This is a genomic window from Bartonella sp. OC68QHHN (assembly GCF_042193875.1).
Taxonomy (GTDB): Bacteria; Pseudomonadota; Alphaproteobacteria; order Rhizobiales; family Rhizobiaceae; genus Bartonella; species Bartonella grahamii_A.
The window spans coordinates 1-22,627 of record NZ_JBHIME010000022.1 but is presented as its reverse complement, the minus strand read 5'-3'; the positions used below and the strand labels follow the sequence as shown (position 1 = coordinate 22,627).

Sequence of the window (22,627 nt, the reverse complement as noted above, 5' to 3'; positions counted from 1 at the left end):
TGCTGGTGCGACAGTTTCGCAAATGAAAGCACTTTTTGGCTGGACAGAAGATAAAATGGCATCCCTTTATACCAAAACAGCCGATAGAAAACGACTTGCAATAGAAGCGATCAAAAAGCTACAAAAAAGTTCGGGGCATGGTTGACAGTAAGAAAATAAACAAAGCCCCGTCAAAATTATGCATGAAATTAATGCGGCGTTTGAGGTGCATCAGAAACCAGAGGAGAAATAGGTGGTTGTATCTGTTGCATTGTTTGCCATAAATTATAATTCGTTTGCATATCCAGCCAAAATTTTGCTTTACTAAAACCAGCTAATTCTAATTTCACTGCAAGTTCGGTACTCATAGAGGCATGTCCGTTAATCACTCTTGATAGAGAAGCTCTTGTCATATGGAGATGATCAGCTAATTTTTGTATTGTTATCCCCATTTCTTCTAAGAAAGCTACTTTTAGAACTTCGCCCGGATGTGCGGGGTTATGCATCATTTGTTTTCGTTCCTTTCATCAATGGTAATCTTGATAATCAACAAGCTCCACATCTGTTCCTATAAAGCGAAAAGTAACACGCCAATTTCCATTCACCCATATAGAATAGTATCCTGTAAGTTCACCTTTAAGAGGATGCATTTTAAAAGCAGGTGCTCTCAACATTTCAGGCGTCGTAGCGCTTGTTAAAGCTGTCAAGATAACGCGTAATTTTTTTACGTGATCTGGTCGAATAGCTTTTGTGGAACCTGTTGTATAAAATAATTTTAAGCCCTTATGTTTGAAACTCACAATTGCCATTACCGCCCCTTATCGTATATCATAACTATACGATTAATAAAAATAAGAGTCAAGCGCCCTGCTAGCAAATTCAGTTATCTAGATAAAACGATTGAGTATAAGCTATAAAAAAGTTAGGGATAGGTGGAAAATAAGTTAAAAGAATCAGCGGAATCAAAACTCCCGAACTTTTATGTAACCTATTGATTTTATTAAATATTGGCTGGGGTACCTGGATTCGAACCAGGGAATGCCGGTACCAAAAACCGGTGCCTTACCGCTTGGCTATACCCCAAAAAAAACACGCTTTATAGCTACTCTTGCACCTTATAGCGATTCCTGTGATTGGACGCAATATCTGAAAATCAAAGACCTTACTTTTTTATCATAAAGTTTCTAAATCTTGTATGGTATTGCATCAATATAAGTTCGTAGCAGAAACTGATATACAGTTGTGCTTTTAACATAAGTAAAAAACCATTTATCCACCAATTATTTTGCTCTTTGTATTGATTTTCTAGGAACAGGAAATGAAAATCTTGTAGTTTACTCATGTATCTAATAAATTAGCATATGATTTGCTTTTCTTGATATATTAAAATCTCATCTTGCTCAACTTAAGACAAAAGCTGTCACCACATTAGCGACCGGTAAAGTATATGATAGCGCTGCTGCGCTCTTTCATTAAGCGTAAAGATGGTAATGTCCAATGGTTTTTACATTATATTATTCATGGGTAACGCCATAAAATGAAATCAAGCACATTGAAAAATATCTTCTAAAAAATAACACTTAATATTCTGTTGCAAACACTATGATACACCAATAGATTAGAAGAGTTTTGCAAAAATTAAAAACATTTTATCTGGCATTTAAAAAATAGAGATACATAAACAAAGAATAATAGCTATTTCCATTTACTTTTTATTCAAAAGATAATGATATTTTTGCCCGTTCATAGATGTAAAAAATCTTCAGAAGCAATCTTTACGTAGACCAATGCCCTTTTTGATTGATGAGCATACATTTCCTAAAAGCTTCTTTTACAAAAAGAAAGACATTAAAACTAATTTCATATAAATAGGTATTCAACATTTGCTTTTAAATTCAGTAAATGGCAAATTAGGCTTATGAAATAAGCTTAACAATTAGAATCGAGGAGATTTTTAAATGGCTTTTGAATTGCCCCCGTTGCCTTATGATTACGATGCCCTTTCGCCTTATATGTCCCGCGAAACGCTTGAATATCATCATGATAAGCATCACCTTGCTTATCTTACCAACACCAATAATTTTGTGAAAGAGTTAAGCTTAGAAAATGAAAGCCTTGAAGATATTGTTAAAAAAAGTTTTGGAAAAAATATTGGTTTGTTTAATAATGTAGCACAATATTACAATCATAACCACTTTTGGCTTTGGATGAAAAAAGATGGTGGTGGTCAAAAACTTCCTGAAAAGTTAGCAAAAGCTATTGACGCTGATCTAGGTGGTTATGACAAATTCCGCGCTGACTTTATTGCTGCTGCCGTCGCACAATTTGGTTCTGGATGGGCGTGGGTTGCTGTTAAAAATGGCAAGCTTGAAATTATGAAAACGCCTAATGGCGAAAATCCCTTAATTCACAATGCTCGACCTATTTTAGGTGTCGATGTGTGGGAACATTCCTATTACATTGATTATCGCAATGCTCGACCGAAGTACCTCGAATCCTTTGTAGATCATCTAATTAATTGGGACTATGTTTTGAAACTTTATGAAGAATGTGAATTTTAAGCTATCTAAATAATTTTTTAGTGTATGAAAGTCCTTATAATCCAATAAATTATCAGGGACTTTCAAACAAAGATATTATGGATTAGCAACAGTCTTTTCCTGCTATCTTTAGAATATATGCATAAATATAGGCAACTTCTTCTAGCTTTGAAAAACGTCCAGCTGCACCAGCGTGCCCTGAATCCATATTAATACGTAATAAAATTGCATTATCGTCTGTTTTTAAGTCTCGTAATTTTGCCACCCATTTTGCAGGCTCCCAGTAAGTTACACGAGGATCTGTTAATCCTGCCATTACAAGTATAGGGGGATAGTTTTGAGCTTTGACATTATCGTAGGGTGAATAGGAAGCAATAAGCTTATAATCTTCTTCTGATTCAAGAGGATTCCCCCATTCGGCCCATTCTGGAGGTGTAAGTGGCAATGAAGCATCTAACATTGTCGCTAAGACATCAACAAAAGGCACATTCGCTACGATTCCAGCAAAATCCTGTGGAGCTATATTGGCAATGGCTCCCATCAACATCCCCCCTGCTGAACCACCATGAGCAATAAGCCGGTCGTGAGAAGTGAATTTATTGTTTACAAGGTAACGCCCACAAGCAATAAAATCTGTAAATGTATTGTGCTTAAAGAGATGTTTTCCTTTCTCATACCATTCTACTCCCTTTTCTTTTCCTCCGCGAATATGAGCAATAGCGTAAATAAAACCTCTATTTACTAAAGAAAGTACATTACTATTGAAACTGGCAGGAATAGAGATCCCATAAGCACCATAACCGTAAAGCAAACAAGGCGCACCACCATCAAGAGGAGTGTTTTTGTGATAAAAAAGTGAAATAGGAATCTTCTCACCATCGTCTGCTATGGCTGTAATACGTCGTGTTACATATGCATCTTTATTATGCCCAGAGGGAATTATTTGCGTTTTTAAAAGCATTCGTTTACGACTTTTCATCTCATAATCAAACACTTGATCAGGAGTTGTCATAGACGAATAAGAAAAACGAATAGTTGGACTGTTATATTCTGCAACCCCTTGCAGTCCTAAAGAATAAGCCTCTTCAGTAAAAGCAATGGAATTAACTTGTTTAGTAGTACGTTCCATTACTTTTATACGTGGAAGCCCCTCAAAATGTTCGATCCAGACAAGAAAATCTTGATAAGCATCATGGGATAATATTAGACACCCAAGCTGATGTGGGACAAACTCAGACCAATTTTCTGATTGTGGAGATGTATATGGCGCTACCATAATTTTGAAATCTTTTGCATTATCTAGATTGGTCAGAATATAAAAGACATCATCACCTTCTGTAAGTGAATATTCAATACCTTTTTGTCGTTTCCGTACACATTGGGGAGTAGTAAAAGGTGCCTCAGCAGGAATCAACCAGGTCTCTGATGTTTCATGATCATGGATATTAATATAAATAATATCATTAAGCTTAGAGCCGCTTACATCTAAAAAAAAACCTGGATTGTCTTCGTGAAAAATAAGCTTATCTTGTGATTGATCAGTGTTTAATCGGTGATAATAGAGCTCTGAAGGTCGGTGATTTTTATCCATCTTAGTATAGAAAAAACCTTCAGATCTAGCATCCCATACAATTTGACCAGATGTATCAGTAATTGTGTCCATACAGTCAGACAATGTCTCAAAATTACGAATTTTAGCTGTATAGAATTCTGATCCTTTGTCATCATAGGTCCATACCACATGTGTATGGTCAGGAGATTCTTGAACTGAACCAAATTTGAAATATTCTTTGCCTTCTGCCAAGACATCACCATTAAGGTAAACGTTTTTTTCTCCGCCATTCCTTGGTGTCCGAAAATAATGTGGTTGTTGACCTCCGGTAACATAAGAGAATCCGTAAGCAAAAGGACCATGTTTTATAGGAACAGAACTATCATTCTCTTGGATCCTGTTTTTCATTTCGGTAAAAAGCAAATCTCGTAATGGTTTTGTATCAGCCATTTGAGCCGATTGATAAGCATTTTCTTTTTCAAGATAATGTCGAATATTTGGATCAAGACAGTTAGGATTTTTAAAAACATCTTGCCAGTTAGACGCTCGTAGCCAATGATAGGGATCATCACGAAAAATACCATGATATATTTCCTTATGAGTGATTCTAGACGCTTTGGGAGGAGTTGCAAAAGTGCGGGTCATACACAATCCTATATTAAAATATGTTAACAGCTTCGTTTATATGTTAGAATCACAATTATTGATGCAAGTGTAAAAATCTATAAGTTCTAATCACTTGCAAAAATAGCGCCATGATAATTTTTAAAACTAATACCTTTCTGTTCATTACATGTCACAGCTATTGTTTTCTAAGGAGACAATACCACTTTTACAATGAAAGTGCCTGGTAAGACAATTAAACTATGAGGAAAAGAATTGATTTTTTTTGAAACAGTATAATCATATAATTTTATAGAAAGGAATAAATATATCTAAATTATTGTCATTACCGTATAAAAAATAAAAATATTCTATGTCGTTTTAATGAATAGTTTTATATTATAAATAATGCTATTATGTTATATTTATAATATAGTATTTTTTTTATTATTAAATTTAATAAATATAAATAATAAAAATAAATTTAAAATTTATTAAAAAGAAACTTACTAAATTATAAGTATTCAAAACAAAAGATACTAATTTATATATTATATTTTTATAATTAATAATTTTATTTTTACGTTCTCAAAAAAAATAAATAAATTTTATCCTATATTTTTTTATATTTGTGATGTATTGTATATTCTGTATGATATGCTATAGGATAAAAATATATTTTACTATGTAATAATTTCGTTTTTCTTATTGTATATTATGACAAAAAAGGGGTATTTGTTTGATTTTTTTGTGTTTTGGCAATTTTATAGAATAATTGAATTGACAAAAAAGATTTTTGTACAATATGAAACTCATGTGCATGAGATCTTTATATCATGAGTATATGCACTATATCTCGATTTTGAATTACTCAATTTTAAATTAAAGGAAACAAGAATGGAACATCGTGCAGTCTTAGAGACTGAAAGCAATTTAGTTATTACATTGGTTGCTGATATTGTTGCTGCCTACGTGAGTAATAATTCTATTCGACCGACTGAAGTGCCAAGTTTAATTGCTGATGTCCATGCTGCTTTTCGTAAGGCAGGGAATCTAGAGTTAACAGAAGTCGAAGTTGAAAAACAAAGGCCTGCCGTTAATCCAAAGCGTTCAGTATTTCCTGATTATCTCATTTGCCTTGAAGATGGAAAGAAATTTAAATCTCTAAAGCGTCATCTCATGACACATTATGGAATGTTGCCAGAGGAATATCGTGAAAAATGGCAGTTAGATAGTTCTTATCCTATGGTGGCGCCTAATTATGCAAAAACACGATCAGCGTTGGCCAAAGAAATGGGTCTTGGACGCAAAAGCAAACGGAAAAAAACTAAATAATCTTATTTTTGCGAAAAAATGGTTTCGCGTATAAAGTTGATTTTATTATATATGTTTTGTGTGAAACTTTTGTATATATAGCAATTTCTACCAAGGGGATTATATATAGCTTTCGTTACGAATCCGTTTAATCATTGATTTTAGACCATTTGATCGTTGTGGCGTGAGATTTTCATTTAAACCAAGTTTTTCAAAGAGCTCTTGGGCATCAGAGTTGCGAATTTCAGAAGCTTTTTTGCCTGAATAAAAAGCAAGAAGTATATAAATGAGTCCACGCACAATATGAGCATCGGAATCACCTTGAAACGTCAATATTGGATCTTCTGAGTTATTACGTGAAGATAAAAGCCACACTTGGCTAACACAACCAGGAACTTTATGAGCATCGTTTCGAGCGCTTTCCGGAAAAGGTTGCAATTCATGGCCAAGCTCAATGACATAACGATAACGATCTTCCCAATTATCCAAAAGCGAAAAGTTCTCTATGATATTACCGATTGTTTCCGCCATTATTTTAGTCCTGTTTCGTTTGAATAATCATTCTTGAATACACTTATAAAAAATAAATATTTATTCTTCCTAACATAAATAACACGAAGAACGTTAAAAATCCTTATTTCAAGATAACATTGTATGGTTTTGTAAGAACTCTTGTATTTTGATTTTGTAAGAAACATTAAGGGAAATCTCTGATATTATTTTTGTCCCCTAATATGTTTCCTAAATATTCATAAGCAGCTCTTGCTCCGTAATATGCGCGTTCGCCAAGTGAACTTAAAAAAGATTTTCCTACTTTGCAGGCTTCTATATTACGGTCACAAAATGCTCCTAAGTCATTTAAAGCTTCTTTAAAAGCAATAATCGCATCGCTCGTTGTTGTCTCATTATTTTGGGGGCTAGAAGAATGGTTACTGCTTGGATTTGCTACAAAAAATGAAATAATGACAAAAATAAAAAATAAAAAAAATGATAATTTGATTAAAAAATGTATCATGGGCAATCAATGTACCACAGTGGTAAATACAATAAAAGAAGCATTTTATACACTGTTTCTTTATAAAAAATTTATAAAATGTGCTTTTTATAAAATTGCGTATTCATTTATTGGATCTATATCATTGGCTTTTTTATAAATATGGCACAATGCCGCTGTATAAAATGTGATACATTGTCTATTCAGTAAAAAATTAACATTCCAATTGTACACTTACAGGCTGATCATATTAATGAACAGACTATGATAAAAAATGAGAGATATAATCATGATGGTGCATAAGGGTTAGGAAATGTACAACCCACATTTGTAAACTTTTATTCCACAAGAACGTGCAGCGATAAGATAAGAATTAAACACAAAGTCCAATTTCTTTTCCATATTGTGTACATACTTATTTTAAATAATAGTTCACCATCTTAGTTTAGTTGAAAAGGCTATAAAGAGTCAAACTCTGTTATTCTGACTCTAGTGTCGATAAAATATTTATATTATCTATCAAATTTTTACTGGACCGTCATGGAAATGATCAACATGTCGATAAAAACATAAAAAAATATATGCATCTCTTATGATTACATCTCAAGCCAAGTTTTTTCTATAACATTGTAAACATCAATTTAATTGATACATATGAAAATTATTGAATAGAAGGAATGTATACCAAAATATAATAATATTAAGAGATAATTATTTTTACCAAACCGTTTATCGATAAGTAACCCTCTATATGTAAATTATAAAGAATAGATAATGATTGTCATCTTTTTAGCGTTATAGGCAAATATTTTCAATTTTATTTTTAATAATAGGCAAACATATGTGCCAAAAATGATCTTGAATGTTAATTATTTGGTGCTCTCTTTATACATATTGAAGATTTGTAAAAAATGAAATGAATAAAAGTTGACAAGAACTCTTGTTGATTTATCAAGTTATAAATTGATATAATGGAGCTGCGCATTTTAGGAGTTTGAAAGGAAAAAGTAACAATGTCTAATGCACTTCTCTCTGGCTGGAAGTGAGAAATAATTTATACTTGTTTCTTTGTAAAGAATAAACGCAACTGAAAATAAAAGTAATGACAACAAAACGAAAGAAATCCCGAAAAAAAACTGTAAAACACCGTAAATACTATAGTAGTATTGTTATAACACTTCTTCTGATAATTTTTCATTTCATTTTTTGGAGTGCAAAAACTCTTTATTTCTATACACAAAAAAATACTTTATTTTTTGTTGGATCTCTTATTTTTAGCATTAGTTTTTTATTTATTTCATTTAATGCTTTATTTTCGCAAATGACACCGCATCAACATATTTTAACTCAAATGAAATCTTCCTCCGTTCAAAGTATAGGGAAGAGCTCTACTTTATCGGAAAAAGAAGCAAAATCACAAGAAATCTCTCGTGTAACTTCTGTATATTCTCCAAGTCATCACCACACAAATTCACCTTTACCCCCTCAATCAGCAAGCATGCTGGAAAAGCAAAAAGAACTAGCAAAATTAGGACTTTATGATGGACCTTTAGATGGATTGGAAGGACCTAAAACACGCCGAGCCATCACTTTATGGAAACAACAAACTGCTCAGAGAATGCAAAAGAATGTTCTATCTAATCCTGCAACAGATGAAATTGCAATATTAATTAAGCAGAGCGAAATAGAAACAACAAATACAAAAAATATGACACACTTAAAAGAAGCTATTTTAGAGCCTTCTGTTGAAGATATTATACAAGTGCAAAAAGCTTTACATATTTTTGGGAATGAGGAGGTTATTGTCACAGGAATAGAAGATCAAAAGACGATAGAAGCCTTAAAACAGTTTCAACAAATGTTTGATCTTCCTGTAACAGGTAAAATTAATCACACAATTTTAATGAAAATGCGTGAAATTGGTTTATTAAATTGAAGCTAATCATCTATACTATAAAAATAATCTCTTAATTTATAATGATAATTCATCTTTCGCTTGTTTAATGCGCCCCAAACATTCCTTCATCTCAAGCCCTCTTATATTCAATTAATCAGAATGGTTTTCTTACACATTACATATTGAGCCATACAATTTGCTGTAAGAAAACCACAACCGATTGCAGAAAAAAGAAATATTGCAAAATAGCAAACACGCTTGTTCTAGCATTTTTATTGCTTCTGATGATAAAAGGACACGAAATTTTGTTGTAGTATTACGTAAACTTTTCATATTCTCGAGCTACGAATTGTCCATATATTATCGTCAATTTGATCTTTATAAATATGACGCAAAGAATTTGTGCAAACACCTGTAAGGATAAGTAGACGTAAAGCTAGTTGTGTTATGGTTGTTGTTTCGAAAGTGTCTGATAAAAAACCGGCACTTCTCTCCAATCTATTGCTGGAAAGTTTTGTGTTTTATGACGTTGTTTTCCTAAAAGAGCATGTGCTCTTGGTGTTGCCTATAAATCAACATCCAAACCTAACGCAGCAGTATGTTTGAAATAAATGGTTAAGACACTTTAGTACTTTCTCAGCTGTTAGAGCTTGTGTATGCCGAATAGAAGCAAGGATATTGCGCATCTCTGTTTGTATAATCTCTAAAACAGGGAGACAACCTAATTTGAGAAGAATATGAAGTTTTAAGGGTAGAAACTTGTTTTCATCCTTGCCATTTCCTTTTAATCCAGCTTTACAACTTTCAAAGACATCTAAAGCAATGTCTTTAAAAGAATGGAGATTACCTATTGCATCATGCTTTTATTTATCACGTGTCTTTTTTGGCTCACGCCCCTTCACGCAAAACAAAATATCCCAAACGGAATATACTTGGATTGCCATTCACGGGATTTCTTAAAAAAACATCTCTTAAAGCAACCAAGCCCATTTCGCAACAACGCCCGTGAATAATAGCAGCCCCCCCCTCCACTGTGCACTATCATATTTACGCTTGTGAAGAAGCAAGCCGGCACCATTAAACCACTGTACCTACCTTCAATTTGTGATAGCTCTTGACACTTGAGACGATTCATAAAAAGCAATCCTTGCTTTATTTTTTTATCTACAGACGCTAATTCCGCCTGTAACATGCAAAAAATATGGTTTTGATTGATTCATTATCAAAGAAGTTGAAATGAGAAAATCTTATGATATTTGCAGCTTTCATTCAATATGAGAAATAAAAAATTATCATTACAAATCAATATATTGTATAACTTTGATGTTCCTACATAAATGTAAAGATGGTAGCGCATAGTGCAGTTTATAAACTTTGGGAAGATTTTATAAACTTACGGGGGTTTTTACATAATCCCCATTCCACGAATGTCAGTATGAAATGGAGCATCCACTGAGAGATGTCTATCTCAAATAGCATGATTGTGCAAAAAAAATGCTTTTGTTTTGAGCATTCTATTTTGCATGAAAAGTTCATTCCCCTATAAAAAAGCAAACGTGTAAATTGACTGCACAATAAAACGTTTCTCTCTTATCAAGAGGTTCGTCAATAGAAAGTTGTATTAATAATACATCTTTGTCTATCTTGCCTTATATTTTTTCTCATAAACCTCTCAAAAAAACATTTTCTCGCGTAACATAACTTACCGTGCATTTTAGAAGCACTTTTATTTCCTTTATTAAAGAATATATAAAAATTTATTTCAGTAATAACTATACAACAAGAAAATATTAACCCATTATATCCTTTTTGCTATTGCGGCTTGGGCTGCTGCTAAACGAGCAATTGGTATTCGAAAAGGAGAACACGAAACATAATCTAGGTTATTTTCTTCGCATAAAGCAATAGAGGCAGGATCGCCTCCATGTTCACCGCAAATTCCCAATTTTATTTTTGCACGCTTTGAGCGTCCACGCTGTGCAGCAATGGTAATAAGTTCTCCTACTCCATCACGGTCAATAGACACGAAAGGATCTTGCTCTAAAAGACCTTTTTGAAAATAGGTTGCCAAAAAAGGAGCAGCATCATCACGGGAAATCCCAAAAGTGGTTTGTGTCAAATCGTTTGTTCCAAATGAAAAAAATTCAGCAGTTTCAGCAATTTCATCTGCTCGAAGCGCCGCCCTTGGAAGCTCAATCATTGTCCCAACCATATATTGAATAGTGCTTCCCTTTTCTTTCATCACTTCCTCAGCAACCTGATCAATACGCGCTTTTACAAAATCGAGTTCAGATTTAAGCGCAACCAGTGGCACCATAATTTCAAGCATAACAGGAGATCCAGATTTTTGGGCAGCTTCTGCTGCTGCTTCAAAAATCGCCCGCGCTTGCATTTCTGCAATTTCAGGATAAGTAATAGCTAAACGGCATCCTCGTAATCCAAGCATAGGATTAAATTCGTGCAACTGCTGAGCACGTTCAGCAAGCGCTTCAGCAGAAACACCCATAGCTGTTGCAACATCAAGAATTTCTGCTTTCGTTTTAGGCAAAAATTCATGTAATGGTGGATCTAGCAAGCGGATAGTAACAGGTAAACCACACATAATTTCAAATAATTCACTAAAATCTGAACGCTGCATTGGCAAAAGCTTATCTAGTGCTTTACGACGACCACTTTCATCATGACTTAAAATCATTTCACGCATGGCAACGATACGTTCATCAGAAAAAAACATATGCTCCGTACGGCAAAGACCTATACCTTCAGCCCCAAAAGAGCGCCCCATACGGGCATCAGATGGTGTATCAGCATTAGCGCGAACTCTTATACGTCGCATCCCATCAGCCCATTCCATTAATTTTGCAAAATCTCCGCAAAGCTGAGGCTGCAACATTGCAACTTTCCCTTTGAAAATTTCTCCACTTCCACCATCAATTGTGATAACATCACCTTTTTTAAAACTTTCTCCTGAAGCAAACAGCGTATTTGTATTATAATCAATCCGCACACTGCCAGCACCAGAAATACATGGTTTCCCCATCCCCCGCGCAACAACAGCAGCGTGACTTGTCATACCGCCACGCGTTGTTAAAATTCCTTCTGCAGCATGCATACCATGAATATCTTCTGGGCTTGTTTCTACACGGACCAAAATAACCTTGCGACCTTCCGCCGACACAGTTTCTGCCTCTTCTGAAGTAAAAACAATTTCACCAGTTGCGGCTCCAGGAGAAGCAGGTAAACCACGTCCTATAACAAAACGTTCTGCTTTGGGATCAAGTGTTGGATGCAAAAGTTGGTCCAGCGACTTTGCATCAATACGCATCACAGCCTCTTCATGGTTTATTAACCCCTCCTCAACCATTTCAATTGCCATCTTGAGAGCCGCACGAGCCGTGCGTTTTCCTGAACGAGTCTGAAGCATCCATAATTTACCTTTTTCAATGGTAAATTCGAGATCTTGCATATCCCGATAATGCTGCTCAAGCTTCTGCGCGATCTGACATAATTTCAAAAAAGCCTCAGGCATAATTTTTTCTAACGACGATCTATTTGAACCAGCAACAATACGCGCATTTTCTGTAATATTTTGAGGCGTTCGAATGCCCGCCACAACATCTTCCCCTTGCGCATTAACTAAAAATTCACCATAAAGTTCTTTTCTCCCTGTCGATGGATTGCGTGTAAAAGCAACACCTGTTGCCGAATCTTCACCCATGTTGCCAAAAACCATAGCTTGCACATTAACTGCCGTTCCCCAACTTTCAGGAATACTATGTAAACGGCGATAAGTAACTGCACGTGCTGTCATCCAACTTGAAAAAACGGCTCCAATTGCTCCCCATAACTGCTGCTCAGGATTTTGAGGAAAAGGTTTTCCTAATTTTTCTTCAACATATGCTTTATAAGAAGTAATAATATTCTTCCAATCATCTGCTGTCATTTCTGTATCAATAGTGTAACCATTGCGTACTTTTGCTTCATCAAGAATCTCTTCAAAATACGAATGATCTAACCCCAAAACAACGTTAGAATACATTTGGATAAAACGCCGATAACTATCATAAGCAAAACGTTCATTATTAGCTTGTAAAGCAATGGCTTTTACAGTCTCATCATTCATGCCAAGGTTAAGCACTGTATCCATCATTCCTGGCATGGAAGCCCTAGCCCCTGAACGAACAGACAGCAAAAGTGGCTTTTGCTCACTCCCAAATTCACGTCCTGTTTGTTCACCAACGCGTCTTAGTGCTTGCTTAACAGATTCCTGTAGCTCTTCTGGATATGATTTGTCATGGGCATAATAAAAATTACAAACTTCTGTTGTCAGCGTAAATCCGGGTGGTACGGGCAAACCAAGATTACTCATTTCTGCCAAATTAGCTCCTTTACCTCCGAGAAGGTTACGCTCACTTGCACTTCCTTCTGCCTTTCCATCTCCAAAACTATAAACCCATTTTTTCATTGTACAAATCCTCCCATATCAGCATCAAAATATCATTCAACCTAGGCTCACTTAAAAGCAATGATTTGATTCAAAATCGGCTCAACAAAAAATATCGCTTCATAAATGCACAGTATTAATCCTTCCAAAAGAGATAATAACCAAAAGTATCACTATCCATCTTCTGGAAGATTAAGATTCAGTTTTTAAGAAAACTATCAATCACCGAAAAAAATTCTTCTACTTTCATGGCACCTTCATATTTACTACCATTAATAAAGAAAGTAGGCGTTGCTGTAACACCCAGTTTTTTACCACGCTCAAAGGATGCATTCACTTCATCTAAAATAGCTTGATTTTTCAAACATGCAGTAAAACTTTCATCTGTAAAACCAGCCATTAAGCCAATTTTTTTCAATGGTGTTAGAGCATCTTTGCCGAAAGCCCATTCATTTTGTTTTTGAAATAAAACTTCTATCAAAGGAAAATAGCGATCTTCTGGCGCACACTGTGCCAACATAAAACCTGCTGTTGCCCGAGGATCAAAAGCATAATCGCGGAAAATCAGTTTTACTTTTCCTGTTTTGATATATTTTTTACGAATTTGAGGAAGTATATGATTATAAAAATACGCACAATGTGTACAGGTCAAGGAAGCATACTCAACAATGACGACTGGCGCATCCGCCTCTCCCTCAAAGCGGTCCTTTACTTTACCCGATTGGAGAATCTCTGCCATATCAACAGTTGCCACTGGTTTAGGATCACGCGCTAAAGCAACTGTTACACTGTTTTGTACAATCGTTATGAAGAGAAAAATTATCCCGAAAGATAAAAAAGAACGATATTTTACCATAAATAATACTTTTCTGTTGTTATTAACGAATAGGAATCCAATGCTTTCTCATATATTAAAGAAAAATATATAAAATATCTTTCTATTTATTATTTTTTTCCAAGAAAATGCAACAGCCAAGTTTATAAAGTGATTGGCGCAAGCTTTTATCTTCAATTCCTTCAAGCATTTTTTCTACGCATTTTTTGTCTTGTTCACTCAAAGGCGGTTTTAGAGGCAAGTGATTCATAAAAACCGACATACTCCTTTGCTCAATCTTAATGCGATCAATAGCAATATAGCCAAAAAATCCGTTAATTCTATGAAGTAATTCCTCTGTTTCATGCATCAATTTTAACGCAGCAAATCCTTCACATGCGACAACAAGTGTTGCTGGCTGAAAAACTTCATCTTGATCTGCACGACGTTTCCAAATAATTTTAAGCGGTATTGTATGTTCACTGATATCATCGCCCGCAATTTGTGGCCAATGTTCTATAAGCGCTACATTAAGCCCTGTCCGTTTACGTAAAACTGGATCAAGTATTTTGTATACCGTCTCAGAAAGAGAATAAAAGATACGTTTTTTTAGTTGTTTTCTCATTTTTAGATCATTGTTCAACAGCTTACTAAATTAAAATCATTTGTTTCACTTAAAAATTGTTGCCTCCTCAATTTATGAAATGTTAACAAAATAAATAATTTTTTCTTTTGCATTTTATATCTCCTTATGCTTGAAAACAATCATGTATGAAATTTCTTCGCACCTCCTTGCTTGGTACGATCAAAATCACAGACACCTTCCATGGCGGATTACCCCCGAAAAGCAAAAACAAGGTATCCGTCCTGATCCTTATCAAGTTTGGCTTTCTGAAATCATGCTTCAACAAACAACCGTTGAAACAGTTAAGCCTTATTTTAAAAAGTTTCTAAAACTATGGCCTGATCTTTTCTCTTTAGCAAAAGCCTCACAAGATGACATCATGAAAGCATGGGCTGGACTTGGTTATTATTCACGCGCACGTAATCTTAAAAAATGTGCGCGACAGCTTGTTGAAAACTACGCGGGACAATTTCCACAATCTGTAAAAGAATTGCAAACTCTAGCCGGTATTGGAGATTATACTGCCGCAGCCATTGCTGCAATTGCTTTTAACCACCCTGTAGCAGTAGTTGATGGTAATGTCGAACGTGTGGTAGTGCGCCTTTTTGCTATCACTTCAATATTACAAAAAGCAAAAGCTGAAATTAAAGAAAAAACACAAAAAATTACTGCTTTAAATCGTCCTGGTGACTTTGCTCAAGCAATGATGGATTTGGGAGCAACAATTTGTACTCCACGCAAACCATCTTGTTATACCTGCCCTCTTCAATGTTTATGCAAAGCAGAAAAGATGCAACAACCGGAATCTTTTCCAGTCAAAACCCCTAAAAAAGAACGCCCTTCAAAAACAGGTATTGCTTTTGTAGTCCTTAATAAAAAGAGACAAATTTATTTGGAAAAACGACAGACGCAAAAGCTCCTTGGTGGAATGACCCAAATTCCTAACAATATTGGCATAAACAACGAAAATGGGCTCCAAAACGCACCCTTTACTGCCAATTGGCAATTCAAAGGACAAATTACGCATGTTTTTACTCACTTTTCTCTAAAGCTCGATGTTTACTATACTGAGGATGTTCATGAAATGAATTGTGAAAATGGTTGGTGGTGTAACATTCAACATCTTGCCGAAGAAGCATTACCTACTGTTATGAAAAAAGCCATTTCCGTAGCACTTCCTAATTCTTTCAGATTTAAATAACCTTCCCTATTCGTAAAAATGTTTTCTAACGGAGACTTTTGTATCTCTAGCGATCATTTATTAATCTGTAAAAGAAAAATTTAAAAAAATGAAATAACCAATTTTTTCTACAGATAAGAATTAAGGAGGGGTAGAAAAGCTTAGAAATCTTAGATTTAAATTTCAGGATCTATCCTTTTTTCGCTTATGACGGAGCAAGCCGGCACCATCGTTATATTTACCAGCCCCTTACAACAACCCTTGGCACTTGAAATAGGTTCGTAAGAGGTACTTTTAGTTCTTTCTTTAACAATTTTTATTCACACGCCAACCCCGCTTATGACATGCAAGCAAGTAATTTTCATTGATTCAATATAGAACAGGTTTAAAATAAGAAAATTTGACGACATTCGGGGGAAACTCAATATAAATAACGCTAAATTAGCTTTATAAATCAATATATTGTACGAACGTTACAGATGTACATATTCCCTCAAAAAAGCACTCAATTTTGAACTTCTAAATGAACCTTTTAATTCTGATATTTCATTTATATAAAATTATAGTGAAATTTTACTGTTTTGGAACTAAAATCAGAACATAGAGTGAGAATTTCTCATTTTAACTTCTTCTACAAGAAGCATAAAAATACTCGCTTGCCGCTTACAAGCAAGATTAGTGTGTCAATAAAAAACACCTAAGAAAGGCATAAAATACCCCCACGCCCATCTCAATCAAGATCAGGCATATTGTGGTCAATAAAATGAAGCGATCAGCTTAGTTCATAAAACACCCGTTTTTAACATTTGTGAACGTATGATCATTCTTAAATGATCTATGGACTTCAACCGTCCATTTTCCTCATAATACCAAAAGGTCCAACCATTACAACTCTGCGAATCTTGAGCCTTTCTTCCCATTGCGTGAATTGAGCCCGCTTCACCACCATGCATAATCGTACCATCAGCTCTTACAATAGCAGATACTTGCTTCTTGCGATCATAAAGAACTTCTCCAGGATAGAGTAAACCTGCTTCAAGTAAACTGTTGAATGCTACGCGCGGTTCTGCTTTTTTTCTATCCAAAATCGCTAGTTCTGGTTGCGCTAAAGGTTTAACTGCCGCAATTCTCTCACATGCTGCATCAATGTAATCTTGCTCGCGTTCAATCCCAACAAAATCACGCCCTAAAAGCTTGGCAACAGCACCCGTTGTTCCCGAACCAAAAAACGGATCGAGAATAACATCACCAGGTTTACTAGAAGCCATAATAATACGCGCTAATAACGCTTGCGGTTTTTGTGTTGGATGTAATTTACGCCCTGAATCATCCTTTAAACGTTCAGCTCCAGTGCAGAGAGGGAAAAGCCAATCTGAACGCATTTGTAGATCTTCATTTGCCGCTTTTAAAGCATCATAATTAAATGTGTACTTTTTATCTTTTTGATCCCGTACAGCCCAAATAAGCGTCTCATGAGCATTTTGAAAACGGCGCCCTCGAAAATTAGGCATCGGATTATTTTTGCGCCAAATAATATCATTCAGCATCCAAAAACCTAAATCTTGTAATGCCGTCCCAACTCGAAAAATATTATGGTAAGATCCAATAACCCAAAGTGTTCCGTTGGGTTTTAATACACGACGACAAGCAAGCAACCATGCACGGGTAAAAGCATCATAAGCAGCAAAATTCTCAAACTGATCCCATGCATTATCAACCGCATCAACAAGCGAATGATCTGGACGGTATAAAGCTCCATCCAATTGCAAATTATAGGGTGGATCCGCAAAAATCATATCAACGGAATGTTTTGGAAGTTTTTCTAGAACGGAAACACAATCTCCTTTAAAAATTTTATTGCGCCATGGCATCTGTAAGGGAGTACGAAGGAAATCTTTTTGTAGCTGAATAACTGTCATGAAAAACCCAACAAAATTAACTGAATTTGCCCTATAATCAACCAAAATAGTTTATAGGCCCGCATTACCAATCCATATTTACAAAATAGCGTAAACGTATCGTTAAAGTTCTACAAAATTGATAATTGTTTTTGTTTTTTTTTAAATAAAAAAACTTTCATATGAATGAAACCTTATTTTTCTTTTTTTCAATGTACTGTTCCCATATCTTTTATTTCGTAAAAGAATTAAGAATCATTTTCATGAAAGTTATCCATCTCGTAACGTGGAAAGGAATATCTTATGCCTCAAATAGATCTTATTATTTTTGATTGTGACGGAGTTCTCGTCGACTCTGAATATCTTGCAGCAAAAATTGGATCTCAATTGCTCAAACAAACAGGATATGAAATATCACCAGAAGAGTTGAGTGAGCGTTTTGCAGGGCTTATCTTTCGCGATATTCTTAAACACGTTGAACAGGAAATAGAAAAACCAATTTCTGCTCATCTCATAGATCAGATGACTAATATTTTTCGTACACAAATAAAAACTAAATTACGGGCTATTGATGATGTAAGAGAAGCCGTAGAAATTATTCAAACACGCTATCCCTACTGTATCTGCTCTAATGCAAAAAGCGTAGATATAAAAGAGATGCTCACCACGGTTGATCTCTATGACCTTTTTGAAGGTAAAATATTTTCAGCACCTGAAGTTGGAACAAAAAGAACGAAACCGGCCCCTGATGTTTTCCTTTTTGCCGCACAACAATTACAGGCAGAGCCCCAAAACACTATCGTTATAGAAGATTCACTTCATGGTGTACACGCAGCCATAGCAGCAGGCATGCGTGTCATCGGCTTTACGGGAGGATCACATAGCTATCTTGGCCACTCTAATGCACTTGCAGAAGCTGGTGCAGAAACAGTTATCGCAAAACATGCTCATTTAGGAGAAGTCTTAGAAGCAATGGCAGTATGGCGAGATCTATTATAAAAAAATCTCTTGAATATATCAGTTTGTAAACTCTTGTAAGAAGAATTTTGACTCAAATGTCTTTCTCTTCTCGCTGTTTGTTTATAATAACTTCAATAAATACGTAATTCACGACACGGGTGAATTGCATTTCAATGTGAAGAAAAAATATAGCACCTCGTTGAGCAATCATAAGTCAGTTAAGCATTGCACGTGCTTTAAAAAAGCAAAAAACAGGGGTGCAAACTCATAAAAATCAAACCCTGCTTATCTATCTCAAATCCGATATCCCACTCCCAACCTCAACAACCCATTCTGACCAATGATGCTATTTGTCAAAAAAGGAATATTACGATGCCTTGCTCGATAAGATTTGAAAATTGCGAGCCTCTTTCATCTGATCAAAAAAATCATAGACTATGGTAAAATTGTAGGGTATGTGCATATTGATTATGGAAAAACATATTAAAATTCGCGGAATCTATGGAACACAAGAGTTTATTGAAACAACAAAAGCGTCCTTGTTGAGTTACAAGGGTTTATATTTCCTCAATCCAAATCTCGTAAACTTGTTGAAGGCTTATTTACTTTGCTGCTTAAACAGTATTTTAACAGCGTCAATTGGTACGACCTCCCTAAGATTACACAAAGACAAAAAGAATACATTCTTATGAAGATGTGCATTTTATAAAAAACATTTCACACCAAGTAATTTACAGACAATACATTGATTTATAATCATAATTTATCATTATTCAAATTAAACAAAAAAACCGAATAGTGTAAGATTCTCTCATTTCAAATCTGGATATACTGAATTAAATAAAGAAATAAAAATGCCTCTTAATGAATCATCTCAAGAGGCAAAGATTGTAGCAACATTAGGAGCGAGCAAAGTGTATGGCAATGCCATCTTTCTTCTTTATAAACGTTAAAGATTCTGATTCCCTAAGAATTTTATATTATAGGGCTTTATCATCATATCTATCATTGCAAAATAGGCTCAAGTACCTTGAGAAGGGTTTCTTAAAAAAGCACATAAATATGAATATATAATAATGTTAAACAACGTAAAAAGATACCAGTAGTTGCTCAAAATTTTTCGAAAGCACTTAATAGACTTTTTAAATAAGCAATGAAATCAGATCTTTTCAAAAGTAATCCAACTTTAGGAAAGACACCCTTTCTAAAAATAAAAGCGGCTTTTCAGTTTGGAAAGAAGAAAATGTTGAAAAATATTATCCAATGCTGATCTTTCGGCACTCATAAACGTGTCTGAATTGATATTCTTCTATACACAGCTTTACATCATAGTAATATGCTTTTCACATTGGCGAGAAAAAGATAATATCATTTATCTCTATCCAATTCGAGCTCTACTTTATACTATAATAGAACTGTAAATTTTTTAATATCTATAACATAAATGTATATAATTAATAGTAAAGTAAGCATTATAATCATGCTATCATGATATAATTAATAACCATTGAATTATAACTTAATAATATCTACAGAACACACATTCTATAATAAATAATATAGATAATAAAATTTTAGCGTGTCCATGCATATTTGAATTGTTAATAATATTTTTATAAACGAATCATAATTTTCATGTTTTTTATTATAAAATCGATACTAAATAATTTTTTATATATTTAATATGTAAAAAGTTTGATAAATTTTATTATACATAAATATATTTTATAAAATAATATTAATATTATTTTATATATAAAACACAATAAACCAATTTAATAAATTTAAAAAATATTTTTTGTAATTATTACTGTTGCTTTTTTACAATAATGTTTATAAAAAAATTATGGTTATATTTTTATATGTGTTTTTATTATTGACTAAAAATACATATTGAAATATATAAAGCATGTATAGTGTGAGATATATAAAAATTATGTATATTTGAGGTAATGTTATGGTGAAAATATTTAAAAATTATATCTTAAGCATTTTTATAGCGAGTGCTTTTTTTATTTCACAAACTGTAAATGTTAATGCAAACTGTTTGAAAAACGATATTCCAAAAGAGGAACTTTCTGTCTTACCAATGGAACAAGTAAAGTATGCGAAATCCAATGTAGTTTCTAAGACTGCTTTCTATGTTCCATCTGTAAGTTATCAAACAGAAAATGGAACAACAGGTGAAGGGAAAATTGAAAAGGTCGTTGAGCCTATAACTATCGGAATAGGAGTATTGTCTGCTGGATATGCAATAAGCCTTATAGGATCAATAATAAGTTGGATAAAGGACATAATGTTGATGTTCAAATAATTCAACCTCGTCTAGAACTCTAGGATAATATCTTCATTATGTATCTATGATTTATTGTAAATAATAACATAATGATGCTTCTATTACTACAAAATATAAATGTTATAGATTACATCCGAATATCCAAAGTATAAATTTATGCATATATATTGAATAGTATAAAATATTTGAGGTAAATTATGATTAAAGTGTTTAAAAATTATATGTTAAATATTTTTATAGTGATTGCTTTTTCTCTTGCACAAGTTGTGAATGTTAATGCAAATCATTCGAGCAATAACTTACAACGAGAAGATACTTCTGTAATCAGTCAGGTAAAAGAGAAAGTAACCCATATCGCATCTCTCTACGTTCCCAATTTAAGCTATGAAGCAAAAAATGGGACTACTGTTGAAGGAAGAGTTGAGAAAATAGCTCAGCCGGTCATAATAGGAGAGTTCGGTTTGTCATTTTTAATAGGATATTTAGCGCCCCTAGTGTGCTTTGTCATAGCGGCGATAATAAATTATACAAAAAGACTTAGATAACTCTGTATTTAAATTGAAACTTATAAAAACAAAATTTTCTAATTTCTCAAGTATATCCACACTTGTTCATTGTTATTGAACAAAAACAATAACCCTCACCACAGAAAAAAGAGCTGCACGCACTTATATCTCCTTAGTGTGTTCACCAGCTCCGCTGATGCGTTAAATTATCCACGCTGAAGTCAGAAAGAATTTGAGGTGAAATTATGACAAAAGTGTTTAAAAATTACGTGTTAAATATTTTTATAGTGATTGCTTTTTCTCTTGCACAAGTTGTGAATGTTAATGCAAATCATTCGAGCAACACCCCACAACAAAAAGATATTTCTCTTTTTGTAATGAAACAAGGAAAAAAAGAAGCAATGCGTATGGATACTCTCTATGTACAAAATTTAAATTATGGAGTGGGAAATGAAGCTCCCATTGAAGGAAAAATTGAGAATGTGTTTTTCGAACCCATTACAATAGGAACTTTTACCATAACGGGATCTTTAATTTTTGGTATACTCTCTGGCGCTTTTATGTCCTTATTCAGCGGAATAATCGGGATAGTAGTAGGTCTAACCAGATAATTCCAAAATAATTTAAAGCAATGTTTAAATTACATCCTGCTTCAAATCATTGGGGCAGGATTTTGTTGTGCTTTCTATGGAGGCTTTGTTCATTACTAATAATACCGCGTGGGATAAATATAATATCTCTTAGCATGAAAACGCATAATTTAGTCTGAATAAAGTTCTCTCTCAATACACAGTTTGTGCACTACAATATATTGATTTATAATGATAATTCACTTTTTTGTATGTTAAATGAGAGTCTCAAATAACGTAAGATTCTTTCATTTCAAATCTGTTTATATTGCATCAATCAAAACCACTTACTTGCACATCACAAGTGGGATGAGCGTGTGGGTAAAAATTGTACAAGAAAGGAGTAAAAATGGTTCTTATGAACCGTCTTAATGCAAGGGCTGTCGCAACACCCAC

Annotated in this window: 17 protein-coding genes, 1 tRNA gene and 1 pseudogene; 9 read left to right on the top strand and 10 right to left on the bottom strand. The window is 34.1% G+C overall.

Annotation, left to right across the window (positions count from 1 at the left end):
* Nucleotides 1-145: pseudogene (locus ACFIJ0_RS02790) on the top strand (integrase); the annotation flags it as partial.
* Nucleotides 146-188: 43 nt separating this feature from the next.
* Here the strand turns inward: ACFIJ0_RS02790 and ACFIJ0_RS02785 are convergent.
* The 3 genes from ACFIJ0_RS02785 to ACFIJ0_RS02775 all read right to left on the bottom strand — a co-directional run bounded on the left by ACFIJ0_RS02785 (nt 189) and on the right by ACFIJ0_RS02775 (nt 1,062).
* Nucleotides 189-488: a HigA family addiction module antitoxin gene (locus ACFIJ0_RS02785; protein WP_375644004.1), complete on the bottom strand. Its 300-nt coding sequence runs from the start codon at nt 486-488 to the stop codon at nt 189-191.
* Nucleotides 489-506: 18 nt separating this feature from the next.
* Entirely contained in the window at nt 507-788 is a 282-nt protein-coding gene (locus tag ACFIJ0_RS02780; RefSeq protein WP_252619480.1) for a type II toxin-antitoxin system RelE/ParE family toxin, read from the bottom strand.
* A 199-nt stretch (nt 789-987) separates the two neighbouring features.
* A tRNA-Gln gene (locus tag ACFIJ0_RS02775) sits at nt 988-1,062 on the bottom strand.
* 875 nt (nt 1,063-1,937) lie between these two features.
* On the opposite strand from ACFIJ0_RS02775, the gene ACFIJ0_RS02770 reads away from it, so the two are divergent.
* Nucleotides 1,938-2,540, top strand: a complete 603-nt coding sequence (locus tag ACFIJ0_RS02770; protein WP_375644005.1) for a superoxide dismutase — start codon at nt 1,938-1,940, stop codon at nt 2,538-2,540.
* Nucleotides 2,541-2,622: 82 nt separating this feature from the next.
* Here ACFIJ0_RS02770 and ACFIJ0_RS02765 read toward each other — a convergent pair whose 3' ends face one another.
* Nucleotides 2,623-4,716, bottom strand: a complete 2,094-nt coding sequence (locus tag ACFIJ0_RS02765) for a S9 family peptidase (protein WP_375644006.1) — start codon at nt 4,714-4,716, stop codon at nt 2,623-2,625.
* A gap of 855 nt (nt 4,717-5,571) precedes the next feature.
* On the opposite strand from ACFIJ0_RS02765, the gene ACFIJ0_RS02760 reads away from it, so the two are divergent.
* Nucleotides 5,572-6,009, top strand: a complete 438-nt coding sequence (locus ACFIJ0_RS02760; protein ID WP_012754848.1) for a MucR family transcriptional regulator — start codon at nt 5,572-5,574, stop codon at nt 6,007-6,009.
* 99 nt (nt 6,010-6,108) lie between these two features.
* Here ACFIJ0_RS02760 and ACFIJ0_RS02755 read toward each other — a convergent pair whose 3' ends face one another.
* Complete coding sequence (locus tag ACFIJ0_RS02755) at nt 6,109-6,519, bottom strand: SufE family protein (protein ID WP_375622803.1); 411 nt, start codon at nt 6,517-6,519, stop codon at nt 6,109-6,111.
* Nucleotides 6,520-6,685: 166 nt separating this feature from the next.
* Nucleotides 6,686-7,003, bottom strand: coding sequence for a DUF5330 domain-containing protein (locus tag ACFIJ0_RS02750; RefSeq protein ID WP_375622805.1), 318 nt, complete (start codon nt 7,001-7,003; stop codon nt 6,686-6,688).
* A 1,081-nt stretch (nt 7,004-8,084) separates the two neighbouring features.
* Here ACFIJ0_RS02750 and ACFIJ0_RS02745 point away from each other — a divergent pair.
* Nucleotides 8,085-8,918: a peptidoglycan-binding domain-containing protein gene (locus tag ACFIJ0_RS02745; protein WP_375622807.1), complete on the top strand. Its 834-nt coding sequence runs from the start codon at nt 8,085-8,087 to the stop codon at nt 8,916-8,918.
* A gap of 1,759 nt (nt 8,919-10,677) precedes the next feature.
* Here the strand turns inward: ACFIJ0_RS02745 and ppdK are convergent.
* The 3 genes from ppdK to ACFIJ0_RS02730 all read right to left on the bottom strand — a co-directional run bounded on the left by ppdK (nt 10,678) and on the right by ACFIJ0_RS02730 (nt 14,762).
* The gene (ppdK, locus tag ACFIJ0_RS02740) at nt 10,678-13,344 is read right to left on the bottom strand and encodes a pyruvate, phosphate dikinase (RefSeq protein ID WP_375622809.1); all 2,667 of its coding nucleotides are present in this window, start codon (nt 13,342-13,344) and stop codon (nt 10,678-10,680) included.
* 178 nt (nt 13,345-13,522) lie between these two features.
* Nucleotides 13,523-14,179 carry a DsbA family protein gene (locus ACFIJ0_RS02735; RefSeq protein ID WP_375622811.1) on the bottom strand — a complete coding sequence of 219 codons (657 nt, stop codon included), beginning with the start codon at nt 14,177-14,179 and terminating at the stop codon, nt 13,523-13,525.
* 82 nt (nt 14,180-14,261) lie between these two features.
* Nucleotides 14,262-14,762 (bottom strand): DUF721 domain-containing protein, encoded by a 501-nt coding sequence (locus ACFIJ0_RS02730; RefSeq protein ID WP_375622813.1) that lies wholly within the window; start codon nt 14,760-14,762, stop codon nt 14,262-14,264.
* A gap of 142 nt (nt 14,763-14,904) precedes the next feature.
* Here ACFIJ0_RS02730 and mutY point away from each other — a divergent pair, with 142 nt between their 5' ends.
* On the top strand, nt 14,905-15,963 hold the full coding sequence (mutY, locus tag ACFIJ0_RS02725) for an A/G-specific adenine glycosylase (RefSeq protein ID WP_375622815.1): 1,059 nt from the start codon (nt 14,905-14,907) through the stop codon (nt 15,961-15,963).
* A 761-nt stretch (nt 15,964-16,724) separates the two neighbouring features.
* On the opposite strand, the gene ACFIJ0_RS02720 is transcribed toward mutY, so the two are convergent.
* Nucleotides 16,725-17,813, bottom strand: coding sequence for a site-specific DNA-methyltransferase (locus ACFIJ0_RS02720; RefSeq protein ID WP_375622825.1), 1,089 nt, complete (start codon nt 17,811-17,813; stop codon nt 16,725-16,727).
* Nucleotides 17,814-18,143: 330 nt separating this feature from the next.
* Between ACFIJ0_RS02720 and ACFIJ0_RS02715 the strand changes: the two genes are divergently transcribed.
* The 4 genes from ACFIJ0_RS02715 (at nt 18,144) to ACFIJ0_RS02700 (ending at nt 22,213) form a co-directional block, all read left to right on the top strand.
* Nucleotides 18,144-18,839, top strand: a complete 696-nt coding sequence (locus ACFIJ0_RS02715) for an HAD family hydrolase (RefSeq protein ID WP_375622817.1) — start codon at nt 18,144-18,146, stop codon at nt 18,837-18,839.
* 1,918 nt (nt 18,840-20,757) lie between these two features.
* Nucleotides 20,758-21,114 (top strand): hypothetical protein, encoded by a 357-nt coding sequence (locus ACFIJ0_RS02710; RefSeq protein ID WP_375622819.1) that lies wholly within the window; start codon nt 20,758-20,760, stop codon nt 21,112-21,114.
* Nucleotides 21,115-21,293: 179 nt separating this feature from the next.
* Nucleotides 21,294-21,641, top strand: a complete 348-nt coding sequence (locus ACFIJ0_RS02705) for a hypothetical protein (protein WP_375622821.1) — start codon at nt 21,294-21,296, stop codon at nt 21,639-21,641.
* Nucleotides 21,642-21,847: 206 nt separating this feature from the next.
* A complete protein-coding gene (locus ACFIJ0_RS02700; RefSeq protein WP_375622823.1) occupies nt 21,848-22,213 on the top strand; it encodes a hypothetical protein in 366 nt (121 codons plus the stop codon).
* Nucleotides 22,214-22,627: the final 414 nt, after the last annotated feature.

Bases quoted from the DNA above. Each gene is read 5' to 3' on its own strand.
- ACFIJ0_RS02785 (WP_375644004.1), bottom strand. From the start codon at position 488: ATGATGCATAACCCCGCACATCCGGGCGAAGTTCTAAAAGTAGCTTTC.
- ACFIJ0_RS02780 (WP_252619480.1), bottom strand. From the start codon at position 788: ATGGCAATTGTGAGTTTCAAACATAAGGGCTTAAAATTATTTTATACA.
- ACFIJ0_RS02770 (WP_375644005.1), top strand. From the start codon at position 1,938: ATGGCTTTTGAATTGCCCCCGTTGCCTTATGATTACGATGCCCTTTCG.
- ACFIJ0_RS02765 (WP_375644006.1), bottom strand. From the start codon at position 4,716: ATGACCCGCACTTTTGCAACTCCTCCCAAAGCGTCTAGAATCACTCAT.
- ACFIJ0_RS02760 (WP_012754848.1), top strand. From the start codon at position 5,572: ATGGAACATCGTGCAGTCTTAGAGACTGAAAGCAATTTAGTTATTACA.
- ACFIJ0_RS02755 (WP_375622803.1), bottom strand. From the start codon at position 6,519: ATGGCGGAAACAATCGGTAATATCATAGAGAACTTTTCGCTTTTGGAT.
- ACFIJ0_RS02750 (WP_375622805.1), bottom strand. From the start codon at position 7,003: ATGATACATTTTTTAATCAAATTATCATTTTTTTTATTTTTTATTTTT.
- ACFIJ0_RS02745 (WP_375622807.1), top strand. From the start codon at position 8,085: ATGACAACAAAACGAAAGAAATCCCGAAAAAAAACTGTAAAACACCGT.
- ppdK (WP_375622809.1), bottom strand. From the start codon at position 13,344: ATGAAAAAATGGGTTTATAGTTTTGGAGATGGAAAGGCAGAAGGAAGT.
- ACFIJ0_RS02735 (WP_375622811.1), bottom strand. From the start codon at position 14,179: ATGGTAAAATATCGTTCTTTTTTATCTTTCGGGATAATTTTTCTCTTC.
- ACFIJ0_RS02730 (WP_375622813.1), bottom strand. From the start codon at position 14,762: ATGAGAAAACAACTAAAAAAACGTATCTTTTATTCTCTTTCTGAGACG.
- mutY (WP_375622815.1), top strand. From the start codon at position 14,905: ATGTATGAAATTTCTTCGCACCTCCTTGCTTGGTACGATCAAAATCAC.
- ACFIJ0_RS02720 (WP_375622825.1), bottom strand. From the start codon at position 17,813: ATGCCATGGCGCAATAAAATTTTTAAAGGAGATTGTGTTTCCGTTCTA.
- ACFIJ0_RS02715 (WP_375622817.1), top strand. From the start codon at position 18,144: ATGCCTCAAATAGATCTTATTATTTTTGATTGTGACGGAGTTCTCGTC.
- ACFIJ0_RS02710 (WP_375622819.1), top strand. From the start codon at position 20,758: ATGGTGAAAATATTTAAAAATTATATCTTAAGCATTTTTATAGCGAGT.
- ACFIJ0_RS02705 (WP_375622821.1), top strand. From the start codon at position 21,294: ATGATTAAAGTGTTTAAAAATTATATGTTAAATATTTTTATAGTGATT.
- ACFIJ0_RS02700 (WP_375622823.1), top strand. From the start codon at position 21,848: ATGACAAAAGTGTTTAAAAATTACGTGTTAAATATTTTTATAGTGATT.